Source organism: Haloarcula sp. KBTZ06 (assembly GCF_048595605.1).
GTDB lineage: Archaea > Halobacteriota > Halobacteria > Halobacteriales > Haloarculaceae > Haloarcula > Haloarcula hispanica.
Genome location: NZ_CP184337.1, coordinates 2219728 through 2244257, shown reverse-complemented (window position 1 = coordinate 2244257; position 24530 = coordinate 2219728). Strand labels below are relative to the sequence as shown.

Annotated in this window: 21 protein-coding genes; 8 read left to right on the top strand and 13 right to left on the bottom strand. The window is 63.8% G+C overall.

The annotated features are described in order from the left end of the window. Nucleotides 1-24 precede the first annotated feature (24 nt). The 3 genes from ACNO8S_RS11695 to ACNO8S_RS11685 all read right to left on the bottom strand — a co-directional run bounded on the left by ACNO8S_RS11695 (nt 25) and on the right by ACNO8S_RS11685 (nt 4395). Nucleotides 25-669: a helix-turn-helix domain-containing protein gene (locus ACNO8S_RS11695; RefSeq protein WP_146416999.1), complete on the bottom strand. Its 645-nt coding sequence runs from the start codon at nt 667-669 to the stop codon at nt 25-27. Nucleotides 670-936: 267 nt separating this feature from the next. Next, nucleotides 937-3369: a methyl-accepting chemotaxis protein gene (locus tag ACNO8S_RS11690; RefSeq protein WP_014041100.1), complete on the bottom strand. Its 2433-nt coding sequence runs from the start codon at nt 3367-3369 to the stop codon at nt 937-939. Nucleotides 3370-3375: 6 nt separating this feature from the next. Beyond that, entirely contained in the window at nt 3376-4395 is a 1020-nt protein-coding gene (locus ACNO8S_RS11685) for a glycine betaine ABC transporter substrate-binding protein (protein ID WP_044951992.1), read from the bottom strand. Between the two features lie 407 nt (nt 4396-4802). Here ACNO8S_RS11685 and ACNO8S_RS11680 point away from each other — a divergent pair, with 407 nt between their 5' ends. From ACNO8S_RS11680 to ACNO8S_RS11670, 3 genes are all read left to right on the top strand, one after another. Beyond that, nucleotides 4803-5459, top strand: a complete 657-nt coding sequence (locus tag ACNO8S_RS11680; protein WP_014041096.1) for a DsbA family protein — start codon at nt 4803-4805, stop codon at nt 5457-5459. Further along, on the top strand, nt 5456-6055 hold the full coding sequence (locus ACNO8S_RS11675; protein ID WP_064288843.1) for a hypothetical protein: 600 nt from the start codon (nt 5456-5458) through the stop codon (nt 6053-6055). The genes ACNO8S_RS11680 and ACNO8S_RS11675 overlap by 4 nt, the downstream gene beginning before the upstream one ends. A 105-nt stretch (nt 6056-6160) precedes the next feature. Further along, entirely contained in the window at nt 6161-6700 is a 540-nt protein-coding gene (locus ACNO8S_RS11670) for a hypothetical protein (RefSeq protein ID WP_050036954.1), read from the top strand. Nucleotides 6701-6762: 62 nt separating this feature from the next. Here the strand turns inward: ACNO8S_RS11670 and ACNO8S_RS11665 are convergent, their stop codons facing one another. The 3 genes from ACNO8S_RS11665 to ACNO8S_RS11655 all read right to left on the bottom strand — a co-directional run bounded on the left by ACNO8S_RS11665 (nt 6763) and on the right by ACNO8S_RS11655 (nt 10315). Then, nucleotides 6763-8403 (bottom strand): methyl-accepting chemotaxis protein, encoded by a 1641-nt coding sequence (locus tag ACNO8S_RS11665; protein ID WP_420181950.1) that lies wholly within the window; start codon nt 8401-8403, stop codon nt 6763-6765. A gap of 126 nt (nt 8404-8529) precedes the next feature. Continuing rightward, entirely contained in the window at nt 8530-9717 is a 1188-nt protein-coding gene (locus tag ACNO8S_RS11660) for a redox-regulated ATPase YchF (protein WP_004591222.1), read from the bottom strand. Between the two features lie 100 nt (nt 9718-9817). Continuing rightward, on the bottom strand, nt 9818-10315 hold the full coding sequence (locus ACNO8S_RS11655; RefSeq protein ID WP_420181949.1) for a GNAT family N-acetyltransferase: 498 nt from the start codon (nt 10313-10315) through the stop codon (nt 9818-9820). Between the two features lie 128 nt (nt 10316-10443). Here ACNO8S_RS11655 and trpC point away from each other — a divergent pair, with 128 nt between their 5' ends. From trpC to ACNO8S_RS11630, 5 genes are all read left to right on the top strand, one after another. After that, nucleotides 10444-11259, top strand: a complete 816-nt coding sequence (gene trpC / locus ACNO8S_RS11650) for an indole-3-glycerol phosphate synthase (RefSeq protein ID WP_420181948.1) — start codon at nt 10444-10446, stop codon at nt 11257-11259. Beyond that, nucleotides 11256-12518 carry a tryptophan synthase subunit beta gene (gene trpB, locus ACNO8S_RS11645; protein WP_420181947.1) on the top strand — a complete coding sequence of 421 codons (1263 nt, stop codon included), beginning with the start codon at nt 11256-11258 and terminating at the stop codon, nt 12516-12518. The genes trpC and trpB overlap by 4 nt, the downstream gene beginning before the upstream one ends. After that, nucleotides 12518-13399 (top strand): tryptophan synthase subunit alpha, encoded by an 882-nt coding sequence (gene trpA, locus ACNO8S_RS11640; protein ID WP_014041088.1) that lies wholly within the window; start codon nt 12518-12520, stop codon nt 13397-13399. Before trpB ends, trpA begins: the two co-directional genes overlap by 1 nt. A gap of 26 nt (nt 13400-13425) precedes the next feature. Beyond that, the gene (locus tag ACNO8S_RS11635) at nt 13426-14229 is read left to right on the top strand and encodes a 2-amino-3,7-dideoxy-D-threo-hept-6-ulosonate synthase (RefSeq protein ID WP_420181946.1); all 804 of its coding nucleotides are present in this window, start codon (nt 13426-13428) and stop codon (nt 14227-14229) included. Between the two features lie 186 nt (nt 14230-14415). Continuing rightward, a complete protein-coding gene (locus ACNO8S_RS11630) occupies nt 14416-15582 on the top strand; it encodes a 3-dehydroquinate synthase II (protein WP_420181945.1) in 1167 nt (388 codons plus the stop codon). Between the two features lie 36 nt (nt 15583-15618). Here the strand turns inward: ACNO8S_RS11630 and ACNO8S_RS11625 are convergent, their stop codons facing one another. The 7 genes from ACNO8S_RS11625 to ACNO8S_RS11595 all read right to left on the bottom strand — a co-directional run bounded on the left by ACNO8S_RS11625 (nt 15619) and on the right by ACNO8S_RS11595 (nt 24423). Further along, nucleotides 15619-16035 (bottom strand): zinc ribbon domain-containing protein, encoded by a 417-nt coding sequence (locus ACNO8S_RS11625; protein ID WP_014041085.1) that lies wholly within the window; start codon nt 16033-16035, stop codon nt 15619-15621. Between the two features lie 84 nt (nt 16036-16119). Further along, a complete protein-coding gene (locus ACNO8S_RS11620; protein WP_050007549.1) occupies nt 16120-16809 on the bottom strand; it encodes a type I 3-dehydroquinate dehydratase in 690 nt (229 codons plus the stop codon). 36 nt (nt 16810-16845) lie between these two features. Then, nucleotides 16846-17874: a DNA-methyltransferase gene (locus tag ACNO8S_RS11615; RefSeq protein WP_014041083.1), complete on the bottom strand. Its 1029-nt coding sequence runs from the start codon at nt 17872-17874 to the stop codon at nt 16846-16848. A gap of 451 nt (nt 17875-18325) precedes the next feature. Beyond that, the gene (locus ACNO8S_RS11610; RefSeq protein ID WP_004517203.1) at nt 18326-19291 is read right to left on the bottom strand and encodes a transcription initiation factor IIB; all 966 of its coding nucleotides are present in this window, start codon (nt 19289-19291) and stop codon (nt 18326-18328) included. A 256-nt stretch (nt 19292-19547) separates the two neighbouring features. Beyond that, the gene (locus tag ACNO8S_RS11605; protein ID WP_014041082.1) at nt 19548-20390 is read right to left on the bottom strand and encodes a DUF726 domain-containing protein; all 843 of its coding nucleotides are present in this window, start codon (nt 20388-20390) and stop codon (nt 19548-19550) included. 380 nt (nt 20391-20770) lie between these two features. Next, on the bottom strand, nt 20771-22588 hold the full coding sequence (locus tag ACNO8S_RS11600; protein ID WP_420181944.1) for a flippase-like domain-containing protein: 1818 nt from the start codon (nt 22586-22588) through the stop codon (nt 20771-20773). 68 nt (nt 22589-22656) lie between these two features. Continuing rightward, nucleotides 22657-24423 carry a radical SAM protein gene (locus ACNO8S_RS11595; protein ID WP_420181943.1) on the bottom strand — a complete coding sequence of 589 codons (1767 nt, stop codon included), beginning with the start codon at nt 24421-24423 and terminating at the stop codon, nt 22657-22659. Nucleotides 24424-24530 lie beyond the last annotated feature (107 nt).

Here is a 24530-nt window from a genome sequence, read left to right as displayed (position 1 = left end):
AGCCGCGCTCCGGGTAGCCCGCTGTCACTGTTCGGAGCTGGCAATCGTGTGGTCGATCAGCTGGTCCGTTCCACGTCGGAGACGCTCCGAGATCGCGGACGTGGTCGCGTCGAGTTCCGCCGAGAGTTCCGTCAGGTCTGCTCCGCGAGGGACGGCGAAATAGCCCAGTCGGTGGGCTGCCAGCAGCGCCTCTCGTTGCGGGGCGGTGAGTCCGTAGTCATCGCCGCCGTGTTCCGTCTCGCAGAGCCGATGCGGGCGGAACGTGACGCTGCTGGACTGACAGGCGTCCCGGAACGCTTCGAGGTCCGCTCTGTCGGCGAACTGCGTACTCACCTTCCACCCGTGTTCGGTCACGAGCGCACCCATCGGATACGTCTGCCGGTCGATGAGCTGGGTGTACATCTCGACGTAGTCCGTGTCGAGGACGACCCGATAGCGGGACTCGACGATAGCCGAGTCCATGGCGACAAACTCCACGACGGACTCGTCGCCGAGCAACGCCGATTCGAGGGCATCCGGTTCGACGCCTGTCGCGGAGAATACGAGTGCCGGCTCCGCGGTCGTTCCGGAGACGACGGTGTCGACGATCAGCCGGGTGTCCAGTTCGGCAGCGACCGCACACAGCGGCATATCCGCGGACTGCAACTCGAACTCACAGATGACGCTCATATGTGTTGCTCGCCCGACCAAAATAAAGGCGTACTGGGGATTCCCACGCGCCGAAACCGACCGGCGAGGTCGGAGCCGCTCGACGACCATCCACAGGCGGAGCAGGCCGAGGCGGTTCACGCTGTCCCTGCAACGCGGATTGCGACTCCATCACTGCTCGTACTGGGACGCGTTGCGCGTTGTGGTGGATACACGCGGCGAAACGGTACAGGAAAACGCGTGTGCCGAACCGCTCCGAGCGTCAGTCTGTGCTCACGCTGTTGTCGATCAGCGGTCTCGGGATCGCTCGGTTTCGTCGACAGCGACGTCAAACTCCGACAGGAGCGCCTTGAGCTGCTCGGCCTGCCCGCTCAGCGATTTGATACTGTCGTTGATCTCCGACATCGAGGCCGCCTGCTCCTCTGCGGCGGCGGACACGCTCTGTACCTCATCGGCAGTGGATTCACTGAGGTCGGCGACTTCCTCGGTCATCGATACCGCTTCTTCAGTACTGGCGGCCTGATCGTCAGTGGTGTCGCTGATCCCCTGGACGCCGGCGTCCGTTTTGTCGGCGTACTCCGACACTTCTGTGAACGCTTCCATGACCTCTTCGACCGCACTGATGCCTGCTTCCATCGACTCCTCAGCGACTCTGGCCTCGTCGACAGTCGTCTCCGTCTGGGACTGGACGTCGGTAATGAGTTGCTCTATTTCGGTCGCCGATGCCTGCGTTTCCCCGGCGAGTTCCTTGACTTCGTCGGCCACGACGGCGAACCCTTCGCCGTCTTTGTCGGCACGAGCGGCTTCGATGTTCGCGTTCAGCGCGAGCATATTCGTCTGCTCGGCGATGTCGGCGATCAGCTCGACGATGGTGCTGATTTCCGCCATCTGCTCGTCTAACTGTTCGACGTTCTCGACAGTCGTGTCGATTGCCTCCTGTACTCTGCGTGAACTTTCGAGCGCGTCTCTGGCCGTGTCTTCGCCCTTTCGGGCGACGTCAGCGGTCTGGTTCGAGTGCTCTGCAACCGAGTCAGCGGACGCAGCTACCTCTTCGATAGCTGCCGAAAGGTCAGTCATCTCTCCCGAGACTGTGTCCAGCATATCGCGTTGCTCGTCGGCGGCAGCCGCGATCTCCTGAACCGATTCGCTGACCTCGCCGCTCGCACGCTCGGCGTCAGTCGCCCCGACTTCGGCCTCCTCGCTGGCGGCTGTGACAGTCTCCGCGAACTCCTGAATGTCGACGATAGTGCGTTCCCACTGTGCGAGCATATCGTTGAACGACGACGCGATAGCCGCCATCGCCTCGTTGTCGGTCTCGCTTTCGGGGAGACGCCGGGTCAGGTCACCGTCCGCGCACGCTTCCATCACGTCGCTGTATACCTCTGCTTGCTGTTCGAGTTCCGCCGCGAGCGTCTCAGCCTCTTCCTTTGCCTGCTCGGCGCGGGCTCGCTCTTCTTCCGCCTCCTCCTGGGCGTCTGTTGCTTGCTCACGGGCAGCCTCGGCTTCGTCGATTTTCGAGACGAGTGCGTCGCGCATGCTCCCGATAGACGTGAACAACTGACCGATTTCGTCCCGGCGAGAGCTCGAAACGTCGACATTGTACTCTCCCTGCTCGATGGCAGTAGCGGCCGCAGAGAGCTGTTGCACGGATGTCGCCGTGTTCCGTCCAATCGTTCCACCCACGACGACAACGCCACCGAGCGCGAGCAGGATGAACGCCAGGATATCGGTCCGAATCTGCTCGCTCAGCGCGAACGCGTTCGCCGCAGGCGTGTGCTTGATGACGACCCAGTTTGTGCCGGGGATGGTCGCGTACGCGGCGACGTGGTCGGTGTCAAGCACTGCGTCCTTCGCTGGCGTGTCGGTAAAGGTGCCCTGTTCGGTAGCCGTGCTGATCTCCGGGATGTCGGACTGTGACTGGTTCGGGATGTACGGCTGTCCGACGGCATCGGTGCCGGCGTCGGAGAACAACACCTCAGTCGAACTCGATGTCGGGCGGACCACCTGTGTGAACGTCCCGTCGATACCAGTGCTGAACTGCTTGCTCAGGTCGCTGGCGTCGTACTCGACCACGAGTACGTGTGTGAAGTCGGCGGCGACACTCATCGAACTGACCACTCGCTTGCCGTTCGCGTTCGTGTACGGGTTCGATGAAACCACTGTGTCGCGGCCGATAGACCGAGTCCGGTCGACCCACGGATGTGCGTCCGATGTGACACGCGTTCCGCGGAGCGTTTCGTCAGTACTCGCCACAATCCTTGCCTCCCCCGCTGTGCCGACAGTGGGGTCTGCAAGGTGGACGGCAGCGACGCGGTCGGACTGGAGCTCATCCGCGGCGAGCCGTTCCGTGTAGGCCTGCTGGTCTTCGCGCGTCGCGTTGAAACCGAGCAGCGGATTGTTTGACGCGACGAGCACCGGCCGTTCGTTGCGCTCAATCCACTCGTTCAACAGGCCGGACTCGGCGTTGACCTCCTGTACGAGCTGTTGTGCCGTGTCGTCTTCGAGTGTGGCAGTTGCGTTCCCCTGCACCCAGAACCCGCCGGCCGCGATGAGTACCACGATCACGAGCAACGCAACAGCGAACTTGACGAGGTACGACCGGACTGGCAGCAGCGCAACGGCTTTCACTCGCTCCAGCGCTGTCGTGTCCGAGGCCGCTGACGCTGTCGCGTCTGCTGATTCGTCGTCACCGTCGCCTGAATGTGCTGTAGATTCTTCCATACTGATTCAGATGAAGCCGTTGGCCGTGAGGTGGTCAACAACCGCCTGCTGGCTGCCGACCTCGGTTGCGTGACTGTTCAGCTCTTGCATCGTTTTCGCGTCCGGAATGGCGTCCGGCATCTTGTTCAGCGCCGACACCACGGCGTCCGTCGCGACGTCCTCGTGAACGACGCCGACCGGGTGGAAAAACGGCCAGAAGTTCCGGTCGTCATCGAGGTACACGATGTCTTCAACGGTTGTGAGCCACGCGCTGGTGCTGTACCCGAAGCTGAGATCGGCGTAGCCTTCGTCGACGGCCGTGCCAGCCGCCTGCGCCGACGCCGCCTCGATGAACTCCTGTTCTGCCTCCCAGCGCTCCACATGCTCGCCCTCAAACCCGTAGTATTCAAGCAAAGCATCGAAGCCGTCGCTACGAGTCCTGAATCCGTCGCCAAACGCCGGTCTAATGTCGTAGTTCCCGTCGTTGACGTAACCGGCGAGGTCACTGATTGTCTCGATACTGGTCCCTTCGATAGCGTCCTCGCGGATGAACACGGCCCATGTGTTCTGCCAGTCCGCGCGGTCGAGAATCCGTATCGGGTGTTCCGACTCCATCTCGGACTTCAGCGCTTCGTACTGCTCGTCAGGTGTCTCGAAGTCGGCTTCGTCGTGCTTGGGCGGGTGCGCAGCCCACAGTGACCCCATGTAATCGTAGTACGCGTGGATGTCGCCGGCCTGATACGCTTCGGCGTGTGCAGCGTTCCCGCCGAAGCCGGTTTCGTCCACAAGACTCACACCCGTGTTGTTGGCGAGCAATTCGTAGGCGATGTACCCGAGGTTCAACTGCTCTGTGTAGCCTTTCGAGCTGACAACGACTGACAGCGAGCCGTCGGTCGACCCGGCGGCTTCGCCCCCACTTTCGGCTGTACTTGATTCCGTCTCTCCGCCAGTCGAACAGCCGACCAGCGTGGCTGTTCCGCCAGTTGCGAGCATCCCGAGTAACCGTCGCCGGCTCCCAGTCCATGGCTCTCCTCTCTCATCTATCATTGCTCAACCTGAGCTAATGATAGTCAAAAAACCGTTGCCGAGAATATCAACATTGATAGCAAAACAATAAAACCGTGTACAATTTAGTCCCTAACTGTTGGGGATCTCCACAGAGGGACTCTCTGCAGGAGAGTCATCGCAGTCGCTGTCGTCCCAGATCCAGATCATGTCAGTTGCAACCGAACCGCAGAGATACCCGTGGCAAACGGTCGTCAGCTGCAGCTACCAGTTTGGGTAAGAGCCTCGGCACTCATAGGGCTCGTCACCACCGGGGAGTCACCCCGGTTCGGCCCCGTGAGTCGTCGTCATCGGCCGGCAGATGCTACCGCCGCTGGCGACAAGACGGTTACTCATCGTGGCCACATAGTGGAACAAACGCTAAACCAACGCGGGCCAACCAGTCGTATATGAACAGACGACGCTTTCTAGCACTTTCCGGGGTGGGTGTCGTCGGCGCAGTCGCTGGGTGCAGTAGCGAGGCGGACAGCGTCGAATCCGTCGACAGCCACCCGGCGGCCGCCGACCTCGACGCCCAGCCCCGCCGCGGCGAACTGGGCGGCCACGTCATCCTGGCGTTCGAAGACCCCTCCTGTCCTACGTGTCGCCGCTTCCACGAGAACACGCTGCCGGACATTCGGGAGAACATCGTGGACGCGGGCAAAGGCGCGTACGTCGTCCGGACCTACCCCGTGATCTATCCCTGGGGTGAGCCAGCGACGCAGGCGCTGGAATCGACGTTCGCCCGCGACAGCGAGGCGTACTGGTCGCTGTTCGATCACTACTTCGCCGAGCAGTCGTCGTTCGACCCGGACAACGTTCTGGCGCGGACGGCGACGTTTCTCACCGAGGAGACCGAGGTAGACGGCGAGGCGGTCGCAAGCGACGCCCGAAACCGTGCCCACGATGACGCCGTTCAGGCCGATATCCAGGCGGCCGAGGACGCCGGATTGGGTGAGACGACGCCGATTATCCTGCTGTTCGAGGACGGCGAGTTCGTGACGAAGGTCAACGGGAGCGTCAGCTACGAACTCATCGCGGAGGCGCTGGGAGAGCACGACGGATGAGCACCGCAGAGGGGCTCCGCCTGCCGACGACGCGCGGGGACTGGCGGCTCATGGGCCGGACGGTCAGGCTCGTGCTCACGCTGCCAGTCTACGCGGCAGTCGCCGTGATCGCCGCAATCGTCTCGCTGACCCTGTTTGTCGTCTCGTTGAACGTCCCGCTGGTGCTGGACCTCGTGGTCGGTGGGTCGCTCCCACTCGCCAGCCGACTGCGCGTGCTCGGGGAGCTGTACCCGTTCGTCGGTACGTCGTTCAACCCTGCACAGGGAATCCTGCTGGTCGTCGTCGCCGTCCTCACAGGCGTCGACATCGGGCTGGTGACCTACCACTTCCGCGAACATGGCCTCGACCTCCAGCAGGGCGGCGCGGGCGTCGCGGGTGTCGTCCTCGGAACGCTCGGCGCGGGCTGTGCGGCCTGTGGGTCGGCGGTCCTGCTGGGCCTGCTGTCACTACTCGGCGTCTCGACCTCGCTGCTGTTTCTGCCACTGGATGGGCTGGAATTCGCGCTGCTGGCGCTCGCGGTATTGACCCTCTCTATCTACTGGCTCGCCGAAGGGATGCGCGGCGGCGAGATAAACGGGTGTCCGGTGGATATCTGACTGTCTCGTTGGCAGGTCCTCGTTTCGCCCCGGTTACGGAGTTCCAACCGTTCAAGCGGGAGAAAACGTATAGTGTCGTCAGCCGAACACTCGTGTCGAGAAGGTATGCCCGAGACGGAGTCCCAGGTGACGGCCTCGATGGAGTCCCCCACCGAGTACGAGCACCTCCAGAAAAAGCGGAAAGAGACGGCCGGCACGGTCGAACTGGCCGAAATCGTCGACGTGTGGGTCGGCGAGAGCGAACTCGTCTGTCGGTTCCAGTTCGACTGGGCGACCGACCCGATACAGCGGCGGTACGACCTGAACAGCGACCGCGACATCGCCAAGGTCGAGCGCCTCTGTGAAGCCAACGGCCTGCAGTTCGAGCAGGCAAGTCATCTGGAGGGGTCGCTGGTCGAACTCGAATACACGGGGTCGCAGTGGCTGCCCCGGCCGGAAGCCGCCTACACTGACGGCGAGGGGTCGGCGGTCGAGACGTTCCGCGCGGAGGTACGGCTGCTGGTGCGTGAACTCGCCCAGTCGCCCGCGTTCCTCCGGCGGGGCATCGAGCGCGTCCGGGCGCTCTCGACGACGCAACTGATTATCGGTGTTATTCTCGTCAAGAAAGTTGCCATCATTGCCTTGCTGGCGCACCTCCTGCTGTAGAGTTCCAAACCGTTCGACGGCAGTGTTGGCTGGCGCGACTGGGATACGGTACCCAATTCGTCTCAGTCACTCGTAGCGGAGCCGGGGCCGGCGGGCGTGTTCACGACGTCGGTCTCGGCGGTCTCGAACTGTGAGAGTTCGTCGTGGAGCGTGTCGGCGTCGTCGGCGAACCGCTCCACCGAGTCGACCATCCCGGCAACGGTCTGGCCCTGCTGATCGACCGTGGTGGCCATCTCACGGGCGTCAGTTGCGGTGTCACCGGCGATATCGTTGATGTCGTCGATTATCCGCACGACTTCCTGCGCGCTGGTCGCCTGCTGGTCGGTCGCCCGGTCGATCTCCTGGATGCCGCCGTTGACATCGACAGTGGCGTCGACCACGTCTTCAAGCGTCGTAATGGTCTCGGAGATAGTGTTGCTTCCGCGGTCGACAGCGTCTTCCATCGTCTCCATGGCGTCGACGGACGTCCCGACCTGGGACCGCAGCGAGCCGATGAGGTCCTCCACATCGGCGGTGGCGGCCTGTGTCTCGGTCGCAAGCTGTTTGATTTCGTCCGCGACGACGGCAAAGCCCGAGCCTGCCTGGCCGGCACGCGCAGCTTCGATGGAGGCGTTCAGCGCGAGCATGTTCGTCTCCTCGGCGATGCCGTCGATGACTTCGACGATCTCGGCCATGTCTTCGGCGATGTCGTCGAGTTGCTGGACCTCGCTCGCGGCGCTCGTCGAGTGGTGTCGGATCTCGTCGACGGCGCTCTGGGCTTCCGACGAGGACTGCTGTGCATCTCGGCCGAGGTCTGCGGCAGTGTTGCTCTGGTCGGCGATCTCGGCCACGGAGGAGGCCATTTCCTCGACGGTTGCCGAGAGGTCGCTGAGTTCGCTCGCCGCGTCGTCTAGCTGCTGGCGCTGGGTTTCTGCTCCGTCCGCGATGTCGGACGCGGTGTCGGCCACGGACTGCGTTTCGTCACGGACCTGCTGACCGTCAGTCAACACGGTTTCGCTCTCGGTTGCGATGTGTGTCGAGGTCGACTGGCCGCTGCCGATGGCAGTCTCGAGGGCAGCCAGCGTTTCGTTGATCGCGGTCCCGACGGCCGCCATGGCGTCACTGATGCTGTCGGTGTCGACGCGTGCGGTCAGGTCGCCGTCGGCCGCCTCGTCGAGCGTCGTCCGGTACTGGGTCGCTTTCAGTTCGAGGTGACTGCTCAGCGCCTCCATCTCACTGCGCTCGGACTCCGCGGTTTCACGGGCCGCTTCGGCTGCTTCGCGCGCTTCCTCGGCGCGTTCCTGGGCTTCGTTTGCCTCCTCGATGTTCCGGCCGAGCGAGGCCGCGGCCCGTTCGAGTTTCGTGTATGCGTCTCCGACCTCGTCGATCCGGTCGACACCGAAGTCGATGTCGTACTGGCCGTTGTCGACTGCCGTCGCCTTTCGGTTGATCTCGATTATCGCGCGGTACATCTCACAGTAGCCCAGAAACCCGGTCACGGCGACGACAAACCCGATGAACACCGCGGCGGCTGTCACGGAGGAAAACAGGACGATAGCCAGCGCCGGTGCGCCCACGATCGACATTGCTGCCAGCAGGAACACACGGACGCTGAACGTCCGACGGAGCGGCGTCGGCAGGTACGGCTCGATTGCCATCGGCACAGTACCGACCGCAAGCATGAGTCGGCCGAGCGGGCCCGTCGCATCATCTGCCGTCGTCATCGAAACCGCCTCGACATCGATTCCAAACAGACTACGGAACTGGACCTTTCGGGGTGCATGTGACACGTTCACTCCCGCCCCATGAAAAATCGCACCCCCGGAGTATCAGCGGTGAGTTTTTCAGTGTCAGTTCGTTGTCGTAATTTCGACCACGTCGCGGTGGTCGAGTTCGGTGTCAGCACCGATCTGTCGCTCGGTGCGCACGTCGTGCGCGTGGAGGAACCCTTCGCCGATGTCGGTGTGCAGGAAGTACGCGAAGTCCTCGGCGGTCGACCCGTCGGGGAGGACGAAACAGTCCTGCAGGAAGGTGCCGTCCTCCTGTGGCTTGCGAGCGCCGGGGAACACCGCGATTGCGCCCAGTTCCTCGAACAGCGCGGTTTCCAGCGCCTGCTGGACGCCAGTGCCGCCGAACTCGGTAACGAACTCCCGGATCTGTTCCAGCCCCGCGGCCTTCTCCTCGGGCAGGTCCGCCGTCACGGTGAAATCTTCGTCGCCGGGCCGGTAGTCGAGTACGCCCTGCTCGTTGCCGTTTTTCAGCGCCTTCTCCGCGTGGGCCGAGACGGGGACGAACGTGAGGTGCTCGTACTCCGGGTCCTCGGTGATCGGTTCCCAGTTCGCCTGAGCCTCCGGGGTGTCCATCTTGTTCGCCGCGATGAGCATCGGCTTGGTCCGGATGCGGATCTCCCGAGCGAGTGCCTCTCTGTCTTCGTCGTCCCAGGTGTCGGGGTCGAGTTCCAGGTCCAGCGCGAGCACGACCTGTTTAATCTCGTCGGCGTTGATTTTGAACGCCGACATCTGCTCGGCGAGGTCGTCTTCGATGGCCTTGTCCTCGCCGTGATAGCCCGAGCGGTAGCGCTCGATACCCTTCTCTAAGATGTCGAGATACCACATATCCAGCTCGTCTTCGAGGAAGTCGATGTCCTCGCGCGGGTCGTGGTCCTCGGTGGGTTCACCCTCCAGATCAGTCTCACCGGTGAAGTCGACGACGTGGACGAGCACATCGGCCTCGTTGAGGTCCGTGAGGAACTGGTTTCCGAGCCCTTTCCCCTCGTGTGCGCCGGGGACGAGGCCGGCCACGTCGACGAGTTTCGTCGGGACGAACCGGACGCCCTCGGTACAGTAGCCGTGATTCGGGGTGCAGGTGTGATCGAATTCCGGGGCCGCGCAGTCGACGCGGACGTACGCCTCGCCCATCGACGGGTCGATTGTCGTGAACGGGTACGCGCCCTCGGGCACGTCGTTCATCGTCGCCGCATTGAAAAACGTGGACTTGCCGACAGAGGGCTTGCCGACGAGTCCGATCTTGTAGCTCATTGCACCGATGAAGCGGTTTCAGCGGCTTAAACGCTGTTACACGAGCTACGAGAGCGTGTGAGTCACACACGTACTGCGGGCTGCGAATGCGAGCCGGCGTTCACAACCGCCGCTCGTACACGTTGACGGAGTGTTCCTGTCCGCCGACCTCGGTCGTCCGCTCGCCGACCTTCTCGAAGTGGCTCCGGTAGAACGCGTTCCCGACCTCGTTCTCGGCCAGCACCTCGTCGCGGATTTTCCGCACGGAGAGCTCGTGCAAGTGCTGTTCCCCGCGATGCAGCAGCTTCGTCCCGATACCTTCCCCCCAGTAGTCCGGGTGGACGTACAGATCGAGGTCGCCGAAGCCGGTCGCGTCCGTCATCCCACAGCTCATGTACGCCACCACGTCGTCGTCGGCCGTCGAGACGAACAGGCCGACCTCTTCGAGTTCGATCATCTGCTCCAATAGCGGCGGCGCATACCCCTCTTTGAGGTGCTCTTCCACGGTTTCTGCTCCGAGGATGTCGTCGTACACGGTATGCCATGTGGTCCTGGCGATCCGCCGTATATCCGCGATGTCCACTGGTTCGGCCGGCCGGATGGATGTCTGGAACGACATGTGTGAACATTTAACGTGTAGGTCTATAGAACTGTGGCATGTCTGACAACGCAGGGTAGCCGTCGTGTCCTCACTCCTGAGATAATAGGGCAACTCTTATGTACACTTCTGTACGTTAGTGTTCAGTAATGGACTACAGTGAGGAGATTGCACCAGCGGTCCAGTCGATTCTCGACGCGGCGCGGGAGCGCGGTGGCGGCGGAGACCGGGTCTCGGTGACACCCCGGTCGCTGGCCGATGCCTTCGAAGCGGCCGAGAATGCTGGGCGGACGCCGGTCATCGCGGAGATCAAGCCTACGAGCCCGACCGCGGACGGTGAGCGGACCGACGACCCGGTCGACCTCGCTCGACAGATGGTTTCGGGCGGCGCAGCGGCGCTGTCCGTGCTGACCGAGCCGGACCACTTCGGCGGGTCGGCGGCGACGCTCGAACGGGTCCGCGACGCCGTCGACGTGCCCGTCCTGCGGAAAGACTTCGTCCTCCACGAGAGCCAGCTGGACGTCGTCGAAGCGGACGTCGTCCTGCTCATCGTCCGCTTTCTCGAAGCGGACGGGACCGACGACCTTGCTGATCTCCTCACGGCCGCGCGCGAGCGCGGTTTCCAGGTCCTCGTGGAGACCCACACCGCGGCAGAGGTCGAGAAAGCACTCGGCGCGGGCGCGGACATCATCGGCGTCAACAACCGCGACCTCGCGGAGCTGGAGGTCGACCTCGGAACGTTCGAAGCCGTCGCGCCCGAAGTCCCGGACGGCGTCACACTCATTGCGGAAAGCGGCATACAGACGCCGGACGACGTTACACGGATGCGCGACGCCGGTGCGGACGCGCTGCTGATCGGCTCGGCGATCATGGACCACGACGCGGCGACGGACGTGGAAGCGAACACGCGGCGACTAACAGATGCGGACACTGATGCGGTTGAAACGACGACTACAGACACATGAGTACTGACGACGCACACGACCCCAAGTTCGGTGAGTACGGTGGACAGTACGTGCCCGAGGCGCTGATGCCAGCTATCGAAGAGCTGACCGACGCCTACCAGCGGTACGTGCTCGAAAACGAGGACGGCTTCATGGACGAGTTTCGGGAGCGGCTGGCCGACTTCGGCGGCCGACCGACGCCACTGCAGTACGCGGACCAGCTCTCGGCCCGATACGACACGGACGTGTACCTCAAGCGCGAGGACTTGCTGCATGGCGGCGCGCACAAACTCAACAACGCGCTTGGCCAGGTTCTGCTGGCGAAGTACATGGGCAAGGAGCGCATCATCGCCGAGACCGGGGCCGGCCAGCACGGCACGGCGACGGCGATGGCGGCGGCCCACCTCGACATGCCCTGCGAGATCTACATGGGCGAGACCGACATCGCGCGCCAGCGCCCCAACGTGTTCCGGATGCGCATCAACGGGTCCGAGGTCAATCCCGTCACAGTCGGCCGCGGGACGCTGAAGGAAGCCATCTCTGAGACGATGCGTGACTGGGCGACCACCGTCGAGAACACCCACTACGTCATCGGGAGCATCGTCGGCCCGCACCCGTTCCCGAAGATGGTGCGTGACTTCCAGGCGGTCATCTCCGAGGAGGCCCGCGAGCAGGCCATCGAGAAAACCGGTGGGCTACCAGATTCAGTCCTCGCGTGTGCCGGCGGTGGCTCGAACACTATGGGCACCTTCGCGCACTTCGTCGACGATACCGACGTCGACCTCTACGCCGTCGAGGCCGGCGGCTCTTCGCTGCAGGTCGACGAGGAAGAGGGCGTCGCGCCCAACTCCGCCACGCTCTCGACCGGCGACGAGGGCGTGCTTCACGGCGCGCGAACGAAGCTCCTGCAGGACTCGGACGGCCAGATCATGGAATCCCACTCCGTGTCCGCGGGGCTTGACTACGCCGGTGTCGGCCCGGAACTGGCCCACCTCGTCGACGAGGACCGCGTCACGCCGGTCAACGTCGACGACGACGCAGCGCTGGAGGCGTTCCACCGGCTCTCCCAGGACGAGGGTATCATCCCGGCCCTGGAGACGGCCCACGCCTTCGGCTATCTCGAAGAGCACCACGACGAGGTCGGTGACACCGTCATCGTCAACGTCTCCGGCCGCGGCGACAAGGACCTCGAAACGGTCATCGAGGAGACGAGCAAGCGCGACCTCGACATCGCGCCGGACATGTCCATCTTCGAGCGGGTCGGCGGAGGTGGCCTCTGATGGGCCTCGAACGCGCCTTTGCCGACGAGCCCGCCTTCGTCCCGTACCTCGCGGCCGGCGATCCGAGCTACGAGGCCTCACTGGAGTACGTCGAGGCGCTGGCCCGCGGCGGGGCAGACGTCATCGAACTCGGCCTGCCGTTCTCCGAGCCAATCGCGGAGGGCAAGACCATCCAGAACGCTATCGTCCGCTCGCTGGAAGCCGGGATGACGCCCGACCGCTTCTTCGAGTTCGTCGAGGATCTCGACGTCGACGTGCCGCTGGTGTGTATGACATACTACAACCTCATCTATCAGTACGGTGAGGGAGATAGCGAGTCGCGAAGCGACTCGGAAAACGCGAGCGGTGAAACCGCGAGCCAGGGTCCCCGACCGTTCGTCGAGAAGGCCGCCGCGGTCGGCATCGAGGGCCTCGTCGTTCCGGACCTGCCCGCCGAGGAGGCTGCCCCGCTCCGCCAGGCCTGCGACGAGTTCGGTCTCGACCTGGTGTTCATCGTCGCGCCGACGACGAAAGGCGACCGACTCGAACGGATGCTCGAACAGGTGTCGGGCTACGTGTACGTCCAGGCGCGCCTGGGCGTCACCGGCGCGCGCGAGGACGTGGACGACGCCACCGAGGAATCGCTGGCCCGGCTCTCGGACTGGGACGTGCCCAAGGCCGTCGGGTTCGGCATCAAGACGGGCGACCACGCCGAGCGAATCGTTTCTGCCGGCGCTGACGGTGTTATCGTCGGCTCCGCGCTGGTCGATATCGTGGCCGAGGGTCACGAGAACGGCGACCCAGTCGACGAAGTGGCCGACCGGCTCGAAGCGAAGGCTCGTGAACTCAAAGACGGTGCGCTCCGGGGCGCGGCAGAACGACCGCAACCGGAACGCACATAATCGTACTTGCCACACTGTCTCATATCATGACTGCAGGAAAACGCGCACGACTCGAACGCATCGGGACAGACGACACATACGTCATCATCCCGATGGACCACGGCATCACAATGGGGGCCGTAAAGGGCCTCAAAGACATCGAATCGACTATCGACGCGGTCACTAGCGGCGGCGCGGACGCCGTCCTCACCCAGCGGGGCATCGCCGGGCGCGTCCATCCGAACAAGAACGACGCGGGCTACATCACGCATCTCAACGGCTCTACTACTATCGGCCCTGACGAGCAGGACAAGCGGATGACCGGCACGGTCGAAGACGCCATCCGCGCCGGGGCTGACGCCGTCTCGTTCCACATCAACGTCGGCAGCCAGTACGAACCCGAACAGATCGAGGAACTCTCCGAACTGACGACTGAGGCCAGCCAGTACGGCCTGCCGGTGCTGGCGATGGCCTACGCCCGCGGCCCCGACATCGACTCCGAGAACGAGGACTACAACCAGTCCGTCGGCCACGCCGTCCGGCTGGCCGAGGAACTTGGCGCGGATATCGTCAAGACCGGCTACACCGGTTCCGCCGAGACCTTCCAGCACGTCGTCGAGTCCACGTCGCTGCCAGTGGTCATCGCCGGCGGCTCGAAAGGAACTGACGAAGACACCGTTCGTATGGTCCGGGGAACGATGGACGCCGGGGCGTCCGGCGTCTCGATGGGCCGCTCTATCTTCCAGCACGACGAACCGGAGAAAATCGCCCGTGCCGTCTCAGCCGTCGTCCACGACGACGCCACCACCGAGGAAGCGCTTCGCGAGGCCGGACTGGCCGTCGAGGCCTAGGGGCCAAATCAGGACAACTGGACACGGATACGGACCAATAGCCGTATTACGCAGTCTCGAACCACAGAACAGAGTGGGCTTTTCCCTCACCGGAGCCAGATCACGTTTCTCCCTTGCTTGTCTGGCATCCGACAGACCGACCCGGGTTCCGCCACGTTCAAGCCCCGCCGTTGCGGACGTGGGCGTATGACTCGAAGCGTCTGGCTCAAAGCCGACAGCGAGGTCGGCGACTGGGAAACACGGAAACGCCGGATAACCGCCGGTATCGAGGCCGGCGTCGACTGGGTACTGGTCGACGAGGAAGATGTCGACCGCGCCTCGGAACTCGGAGAAATAAACATCGCCGCGTTCACTAATGGCGACGTCCACGTCATGGAGGCCGAGGCGGAGGACTCGGTGGCCGATGCGACCATCGTCGGCAAAGACGGTGAGGGCGACGGCACGGTCGACCTCCCGTCTGATTTCTCCGGCTCCGCGGACCTCTCGACGCTCCGGCAGAACGGGGCCGCCCCCGACGGCGGCTACGTCCGCATCTTCGACGAGGACTACGAGGCCTTCGCCGAGGCGGTCGCCGCCGAAGCCGACTTCACTATCGTCATCGGCGAGAACTGGCAGATCATTCCGCTCGAAAACCTCATCGCCCGGGTCGGCGAGGAGACGGACCTCATCGCCGGTGTCCGGACCGCTGAGGACGCACGAACGGCCTACGAGACGCTGGAAATCGGGGCTGACGGCGTCCTGCTGGACACCGACGACCTCGACGAAATCCGCAAGACGGTCGAGGTCCGTGACGAGATGGGGCGGGAATCGCTCGACCTGGAGTACGCCGAGGTCACCGCTATCGAGCAGACCGGCTCCGCTGACCGCGTCTGCATCGACACGGGCAGCCTGATGGAACACGACGAAGGGATGCTCGTCGGCTCGATGGCCCGTGGGCTCTTTTTCGTCCACGCCGAGACGGCTGAATCCCCCTACGTCGCCAGCAGGCCGTTCCGCGTCAACGCTGGCGCGGTCCACGCCTACGTCCGGACCCCCGACGGCGGCACGAAGTACCTCTCGGAACTCCAGTCCGGCGACGAGGTACAGATCGTCGACGCAGACGGGCACACTCGCGAGGCCATCGTCGGCCGCGCGAAGATAGAGAAGCGTCCGATGTTCCGCGTGCAGGCCGAAACCGAGGACGGCGACCGCATCGAGACGCTGCTCCAGAACGCCGAGACCATCAAAGTCCACACCCGGGACGGGCGAACTGCCGTCACGAACCTCGAACCCGGTGACGAAATCCTCATCTACCACGAGGACACGGCGACGCACTTCGGCGAGCGGATCGAAGAAAGTATCATCGAGAAGTAAGCCGGCTTCGGCCCGGAACGGACCGCAAGCCGGAGGTTACTGCTGGTCCGCCTCGACCGGTTCCAGTTGCGTTGTACACCAGTGACAGAAATCGATGTCCTCGTCGAGTTCCTTGCCGCAGTTCGGACACGTCATACCGGCTTCGACCTCCTGTGTCTGGTTCTCGTTGACCGCGACCCAGTAGGCGTCGACGACGTTGAGCGTCGTGATCACGACCGAACCGATTGTCACCTCGGTGGGTCTGGATTGATACGACGACGAGATAGCCTCTAGGCTCAACTGGGTGACGGGGTCGATAGCGCCAGTGACGACGAACACCACCGACAGCATGAACAATAACCCGAGCCACAGCAGTCCCCGTCCCCACTTGCGGAGGTAGAAGTGTCCCAACCCAGGGAAGATGAACGCAAGCACCACGGCCAGTAACGGCCGCTTGCGTCCTGTGTCAGTCATACTCCGCGAATCCGTCTCGCATACCCCTATATCTTCCGAAGGATCACCGTCCGGAGGAAAACCCCGTGACCGGCGGCCACCGGTTCAGGCGTCGCTCTGTAGCTGTCCGACCAGCGTCCGGAGCGTCGCGAGGTCGTACTGCCCCGGCGCGGTTGCGTCAGCGGGGTCGACCGGTGCGTAGCCGATGCGGGAGCCATACACAGGGGCGACGGCTCTGGAGTGACGACCGGCTGCACCCATACACATCGTGGCGACCTGCTCGCCTCTGGCAGTCATTTCGCGGGTCGCCCCGAGCATCGCCAGTACGTCGTCCGGCGACTGGGCTGTGCTGGCCATTTTCCCCACGTCACCGTGAGCACAGGCCCGTTCGAGTCGACTCACGATGTTGTCGCGGTCCGGCGTCGACTCGAAGTTGTGCGTCGAGACGACGACAGACGCGCCGCGGTCGCGGGCAACGTCGGCGACGCGGCCGGCATCGTGGTCGCCAGCCCCCGCAAGCGCCGCGAGTTCGAGGTCGACGGCCGTCACGGCGTCGTGTTCGAGCGCGGTTTCGAGCGCGTCGAGGCGGCCCGCGGTGTCGGCGGCCTCGCCACCCTCCCACGTCGGCCGGTTCGTGACGAGTATCGGGAGGTCGCCGTCGTAGGCGTCCAATTGTGCCAGCGGCTCGTCGGAGAAATCCATCCGTAGCTCCAGCCCGTCGGCGTCAGCGCGGGCGGCCGGCTCCACCCCGAGGTCGTCTGTGGCGGCGAGCAGGGTGAACGACTCGAAGTCCATAGGTCGGCTTCGACGGAGCCACACAAAAAGCCGCGCTTACTCGACCGGCTCGTGGGCGGTCCGGAAGCCGTCATCGGTCGTCGTGACGGAGTCGACCGCGTAGAACTGAATCCGTTGCTCCTGTTTCGTATTGACCGCGAAGTCGTACTGTTCGGCCTCGTAGCCCGGCTCTTTCCCGTCGGCACGCCGTTGTTCCACCCACGAGCGGTGGTCGGCGAGGCGCTCCTGAGCGATGGTCCGAGAGCGTTCCGGGGCGGCCGCGACCCGGTCTTCGAGCGCCGACAGCAGGTCCGGGTCGCGGTCCACTCCGACCGAGTTCCGGCCGGTGACCATCGCTGCCAGCGTCGTCGTCCCGGTCCCGAGGAACGGGTCGAGTACGGTGTCACCGTACACCGAGAACATCGAGATGAGCCGGTATGGCACGGTCAGCGGGAAGGCACCCGAGCGGTCCCGGAGCCCGTCGTCGATGCCCTGCGTCTCGCCGGGCAGTTCCCAGAGGTCGGAGAACCACTCGTTGCGTTCCTCCCAAAAATAGGCGCTCTCGTAGCGACGGTCCGCGCCGGGTTCGAGGCGGCGGCGCTCCCCGTTGCGGAACACGAGGATGTGCTCGTGTTCCAGGGTCGGATAGGCGTTCGGCGGCACCATCCCCGAGCCCATGAACTTCGCGCCGCTGTTGGTCGGTTTGCGCCACAGGATATCCGGCAGCGCGCGCAGGCCGTGGTCGGTCAGCCGGTTGGTTATTTCGGCGTGGTTGGGGTAGGAGCGGAAGCCGTCCTCCAGGGACCGCGTCGCGTCCCCGACGTTGATGCAGGCGATGCCGCCGGGAACCAGCACGCGTTTCAGCTCTGCCCAGACCGCATCGAGCACGTCGTGCATCAGTGTGAACGCTCGGTCACCGTCGCCGCGGTCCAGCGCCGCCCCGATGTCGGGGTCCAGGTCCGCGAAGATGTCGTCCCACATCTCGATCATCGGGTACGGAGGGGACGTGACCACCAATTCGACGCTGTCGTCGGGACACTCAAGCGTACGGGCGTCACCGGTTCGAACCCGGTGTGTCGTCTCCATACCGGTCCCAGCAGATGAGACGACTCTAGTCTTGCGGTTATCGGTCGGGGGAGTCGTTGATGTGTGTCGCTCTGTGGTGGCCGTGCCTTATTTTGAAATACCGTCCGAAAACAGCCAGAAAGCTCCCGACCCGCTTCGGTCCCCCGGCTCGTTGCGCTCCAGTAGGTGCTTACATCGCTGAGGTTCCCGGAGCGGGTCGGCCCCTTTCACTCCCACCCGTAGCTGATTGGCCATCTGACATCGGGTGGGACTGAAAGGGGCGGGCGGCTGAACGAAGACGGACGAAGTAAGGACCGCAGTGAGCATGGCGAGCGAGGACCACAGCGAGTCCCCCGAGTTCAGCCGGCCGGGGCTTTCTGGCTGTTCAGACTGTCCGCTGCAGTAGCAAATACTCCGCTTGAAACATCAACCAAAAACTGATTCTCACAGCGATCCAACGCAAATACCGAGCTTACGCGACGGGGAGGTCCTGCTCGGCTTCCAGCAGTTCGTGGTAGCGGTTGCGGATGGTGACCTCGGAGATGTCGGCGACCTCGGAGACGGCAGCCTGGGTCGTCTTCTCGTTGGTCAGCAGGGCGGCCGCGTACACTGCGGCAGCGGCGAGGCCGACCGGGGACTTGCCGGAGTGGACGCCCTGTTCCTTGGCGTTCTGGAGGAGCTGGCGGGCGCGGTGTTCGGCCTCGTCAGACAGTTCCAGCGAGGAGGCAAACCGCGGGACGTAGCTCTCGGGGTCCGCGGGGCGGACTTCGAGCGAGAGTTCGCGGACGACGTAGCGGTAGGTCCGGGCGATTTCGCTCTTCTCGACGCGGGAGACCTCCGTAATCTCGTCGAGCGAGCGTGGGACGCCAGCCTGTCGCGCGGCGGCGTAGACGGACGCCGTCGAAACGCCCTCGATGGAGCGGCCGGGGAGCAGGTCCTCGTCCAGCGCGCGGCGGTAGATGACGCTGGCCGTCTCGCGGACGTTTTCTGGCAGTCCGAGCGCGGAGGCCATACGGTCGATTTCACCGAGGGCCTGCTTGAGGTTGCGCTCCTTGGAGTCGCGAGTGCGGAACCGCTCGTTCCACTTGCGGAGACGCTGCATCTTCTGGCGTTGTTTGCCAGAGAGGGAGTTGCCGTAGGCGTCCTTGTCGCGCCAGTCGATGTTCGTCGAGAGGCCCTTGTCGTGCATCATGTTCGTCGTCGGTGCGCCGACGCGGGACTTCTCGTCTTTCTCGCTGGAGTCGAATGCGCGCCACTCGGGGCCGCGGTCGATTTCGTCGGACTCGACGACGAGACCACAGTCCTCACAGACCGTTTCGCCGTGTTCGTCGTCGATGACGAGCGAGCCACTGCACTCCGGGCACGCAGTGCTCTCCGATTCCGTCGACTCAGTCGTCTGTTCCTCGTGCTGCTGTCGCGTCCGTGTGTGTTCACTCATTGGTTGCGAAGGCGGGTGCTCACCGGGTGGGAGACATCACAGAACCCGGAGGCAGTCGGTAACACTGTATTCGAACGAAAGTCATTAAAACATTCCGGTATTGTCATGGAGACCACCGATACACGTCACGAAACCCACGTTTGTGCATCAGTCGCATGACCATTCATATAATCGCTGCCGGGTATTTTTGACTGATTTCCCACAACCCGGTTATAATCGTATACAACTGGTAGCGTCACCGCCGCCACGTCCCTCTCTACTCGAACGTCTCAACGACAGTGGGCAGACACCCTTCGCCAGGCTCGTAGTATGAATTGTGGTCCGCAACGGTTTCTGTTACATCGTGCTCGGTGTAGTTCTCGGGGGCGTCATCGGGACTCTGCACACCCGTTTCACCGACCGCTTCCGCCCACTCGGCAGCACTGAATGCAGTCCCCAGCACCGCGTCGTCGTCCTTGTGGAAGTTGTCGAAGGACGTGGTGGCGTACTCGATGGACTCGCCGTATGCCTCGTCGAGCTCAACGACGGATTCACCGATAGCGCCACCCAGTAACGTCACCGACTCGACTGCGTCTTCGCGTCCACGCTCGTGAAGCGACGCCATCGTTTCAACAGCCACCTTTGCGCCGAGCGAATGTCCGATTACCCGGACTGGAAGCCCACCGCTGTCGTTGTGGTCGGCAACCCACTGTGCGAGCTTCGGACCGTTCTGTTTGGCGATGGCGACACCCTCGCTCCAGCCGATGCCGTCGCCCTTATCGGCATCCCAGGTGAACCCCACGGTGAACTGGTCGTACTCGTTCTCTTCAAGCCCGATCTGGCAGGTGTAGGCGGCGTTTCTGGCATCCGTCTCTCCGAGACTCCAGCCGTGGACGAAGATGACGAGTTCCGTATCGTCGCTGGCCCGGGTCGACTCCCAATCCCCCACTGTTTCGTACTCTGTCTCTGTATACTCGGACTTCAGTTCAGCGTCGTCAGTGAACTGATCACGCGTCGAAACGAGTGGGAACTCCGCTGGAGCTGTGTACTCTCCGTCATCACCGCCGAACTTGCCGCCCCGTACAGCGCCACTCGTACCGAGTGCTGCTACCGATGCCACAGCACCGGTCGAGGCCTTGAGGAAACTGCGTCGCGTTTGCCTGCCCAGTTCGCTCGATTGTATGCTACGTTGAAACATAGCAGAACTGCGTAGTTTTCCGTATTGTATAATATTAACTATTATAATTAACGTTGTTAGTAAAAAGGCCCTTATTTATAATATTAGTAAAGAAATACGCCGCTCTGGAGACTGGTAGCTACAGTAGCTATTGAAAATCAATTCACACCTGATCGCACGACGGCAGTGTGATCAGTGTGGAAATCGTTTCAATTGTTACTCTAGAAGAGCAATCTCAGTAGAGTGCTGTTGTACTGTCCCGAGTATTACCAGCGCAATCCCAGTAGCGACGGAGTGCTATTGCGGGGCGCGTCAGAATGCGCTCAGTCGTTTGTTTCCGGTTCGATAGCGTCGGCGGACTGGGACTCCTCGACGGCCGTCGTCAGCGAGACGTTGAGCCAGGCCATCGATGCGACGCCGCCGATGATGGTGACGACGTTCTTGACCGCGTGGTCGACGATAGCGACGCCGATAGCCGCGGCGACGCCGACCGGCGTCAGGGACGCGACGATGACGGTGAACGCACCCTCGTAGAGGCCGACACCGCCGGGCGTCAGCGGCAGGACCTTTGCGAGGTTCCCGACGCTGACCGCGAAGAAGCCAACGGCCACCAGCGACGGCGTCAGGCTGTATCCGAAGGCCGCGAAGACGATCAGGGCCGTTATCACGTCGAACGTCCAAATGAGGAGGCTTCCGATGCCGACACGGGTGAAGGCCGACCCGTCGGCAGCCACCGTCTGTACGTCGCCGACGAACCCTTCGATGACGCCGGCGACGTAGTCGGCGTAGGAGTCGCTGCTCAGCCGCCCGATGACCGCCCGGACGAAGTTCCGGTCGCTCCGCGCACTGGCGACGATAGCCATCACCGCCCCGATCGCCGCGAGGCCGACGCCGCTGGCCACGGCCACGGCAGTTCGCCCGCTGCTGGCCGCGTCGCCGCCGACGGTATCACCAGTCAGCGCGGTCAGCAACTGCTCGGCCGACCCCGTTACAGCCAGCCCGATCATGACGACGCCGGCAAGCAGCGTGATCGTCAGCAGGTCGAACACGCGCTCGACGGCCAGCGACGCGAACCCGGAGGGGTACGGAATCGAACGCCGGGCCTTGATGACGTACGCCCGAACCGCATCACCGGCCCGCGCCGGAAACACGAGATTCCCGGTCTGGCTGATGAATATCGCGCCCGTCAAAAAGCCCCACCGCTCCCGGTACCCCATCGAGACGAGGATGTCCCGATAGCGGATACCGCGAAGCGGCCACGAGACGGCGTAGACGACGGCGCTCAGCGCGACGACTTCCGGCGCTGCGCCCGCCATCTCTGCGAGCACGCGGTCGGGATCGAGATACTGCGTCATCAACAGAAGTGCGACGACGACCAGCATCGTCCCCGCGCCGAGCGATACCTCGCGGGTAATCCGGGGACTAACCGACAGCTCCCAGAAGGTCCGGAGTATCTGGCTGCCCATCCCGAACACGTCCCGGACGATATCGACCTTCGAATCGCCCTTGGGTGTCCAGTCGACGGGGAACTCCTTCACTCGATAGCCGTTGCGCTGGGCCTTCACGAGCAGTTCCGTGTCCCAGAACCAGTGCTCGTCCTGAACGATGGGTAACAGCGTTTCCAGTGCCTGCCGGTCGAACGCCTTGAACCCGCACTGGTGGTCCTTGAGGTCCGAGCGGAGGACTGTTCGGACGAGCGTGTTGTAGCCGAAGCTCGGAATCCCGCGCTTCGCGGGCCGGTCGGCTCGGTTTTCGGGCATCCAGCGTGACCCGGTCGCCACGTCGTAGCCGTCGACGCGGACGGCGTCGACGAGCTCTTCGAGATGGGACATATCCGTCGCCAGGTCCGTATCGAAATACACCAGCGTCTCGCCGTCGGCCCGCTCGAAGGCGTACTCTAACGCGCCGCCGCGCCCGAGGCGGTCGTCGCTGTGGACGTGTCGGACCCGGCTGTCCTCGTTCGCGAGTCGCGTCGCGATTTCGGGCGTGTGGTCCGAGCAGCCGTCCTCCGCGACGATGACTTCGTACGCGTCTTCGGGGAGAAACGAGGCGAGCGTCTCGAGCGTTATCGATACCGTCTGCTCGATGGTGTCCGCCTCGTTGTAGGCAGGGAGAACGACGCTCACCTCGACCGCAGTCATACGCTCTTGGTCATCTCCGGAGTGAAAAGTACTTTCCGCTCGATAGGCTGACGGAACCGAACCGGCCGTTAGTCAGCGCCTTCCTGCGACTTGGTGGTCGCGAACCGCTCGATGGACGCAACGTCGATGTCGCCGACCGACTCGTAGGGTCTGTTTACCACCACGTCGCCGGCGGTGCTCCGGCCGATACCGGGAATCGCGGTGAGTTCGTTCATCGACGCGCTGTTGAGGTCCAGCGGATACGGGACGCCAGTGACCGACCGATAGCCGTGGTCGGTGACCGCGATGTCGACGACGCTGCCGAGTTCGCGCTCGCCAGGGATACCCACGAGGAGCGGGTAGGTCCCCAACTGGCGGCCGAAGGTCTTGCCGTCCTGGTGGTACTCCAGGTGCACGTCGGGCAGTATCGTCCCCGGCGGCGCGACCCGCTGGAGCATCGGGTTGTCGATGGTCTCGCGGACCTCCTGTTTGTACTGCTTGAACAGTTGCTTGTGGTCCTTGGCGATCTCCGCGCCGGTGTCGGCCATGTCGGTCCCCTCGAAGGCCATCACCTGTCGGATGTTCACCCGCCGGAGCATGAGCCCCTCGTCGTACACCCGCTGGAGGAACCGCTTGTTGTGCTCGAAGGTCTCCCGCGTCTCGCCTTTCAGCCCGTGGACGAGGTTGATGCCGGGCAGGAGTTTGGGAAGCCGGCGGGCGGCGTCGTCGCCGAAGTTGGGAGCAGTGTCCCGCGCTCGCGGCGATGCCGCTCGCGTATCCGACCCGCTGCGCGGGTCGCCGTCTCCCCCAGGCCGCCAGCCAGCGACTTCGTTGACGATTTTGACCGCCTCAAAACACTGGTCGGCGGTGACGTTGAGGTTGTTGTCGCTCATCACGTTCGGGTCGGCCGATTCGAGGCCGAACGCGGCGGTGTCGCCGGGCGTGTTGTGCTCGGCGATGATGCGAATCCCCTCGCGGGCCTTCTCGGGCCACTTCACGACCGTGATGGGGTTCATGTTGTCGAGATGCAGCGTCTCAAGGTCTGGGGCGACCTCGCGGATGCCGCCGTAGAGCCGCTGCAGGGCGTCCGGGTTGGGCGCTTCGCCATCACCGCCGTAGGCCAGGATATCGGCCTGCCGGCCCAGCCGGAAGTGCTTCACGCCGCGGTCCGAGAGGGCGTCCACCTCGTCGACGACGCTCTCGGGCGGCCGGAAGTCAGGGTTGCCGTACATCGGTTCCGTGCAGAAGGAACACCGGTACGGACAGCCCCGAGAGGTCTCCATCTCGCAGATGAGGTACTCCGGATGGTTCGGATGCTGTTCGACGACGAACGCGCCGGCGCGGGCCCACCGCGTCTCCTCCTCGATGTCCCGGTAGCGGTCGTTGAACCCCTCCAGGCCGGACTCCACGAGGTCGAACACCGCGGCTTCGGCGTCGGCCATCGCCAGGAAGTCGAAATCGAGGTCGTCGCGGGCCGTCTCGCTCGCGCCCTCGTTGGCCTCGCCGACGCCGAAGCGGACCGGGCCGCCCATGATGGACGTCCCGTCGGCCGTCCAGGCGAGTTCGCGCACTTCGTCGGGTTCTGCCGGCGTCCCGCCGACGTACTTGCCGGGGACGGTCATGCCACCGACGTACACCAGCAGGTCGGCGTCTTCTACGTCGCGCCAGACGGCGTTGTCCTCCCGGAGTTCGTCGATAGTGTGATACGTTATCTGCTCGCGGGGGACGCCGGCGTCGACAAGCGCGCCGGCGGCGTACCGCGGATACGTCGAGATGTACGGCGGCACCCCGAAGTGTGCGGGCTCGTCGACGTAGCCGTCGACGATGGTCACGTCGAGCGTCTCGGGGGCAGTCATACCCGTCGCTTGACGTTCGATACCTAAAACCGTGTCTGGTCCGGCTTGTCTTACGTTCCGGTGAACGGAGTATCTGAACGTCAGAACGCTCCGGACAGCCTTGGTTT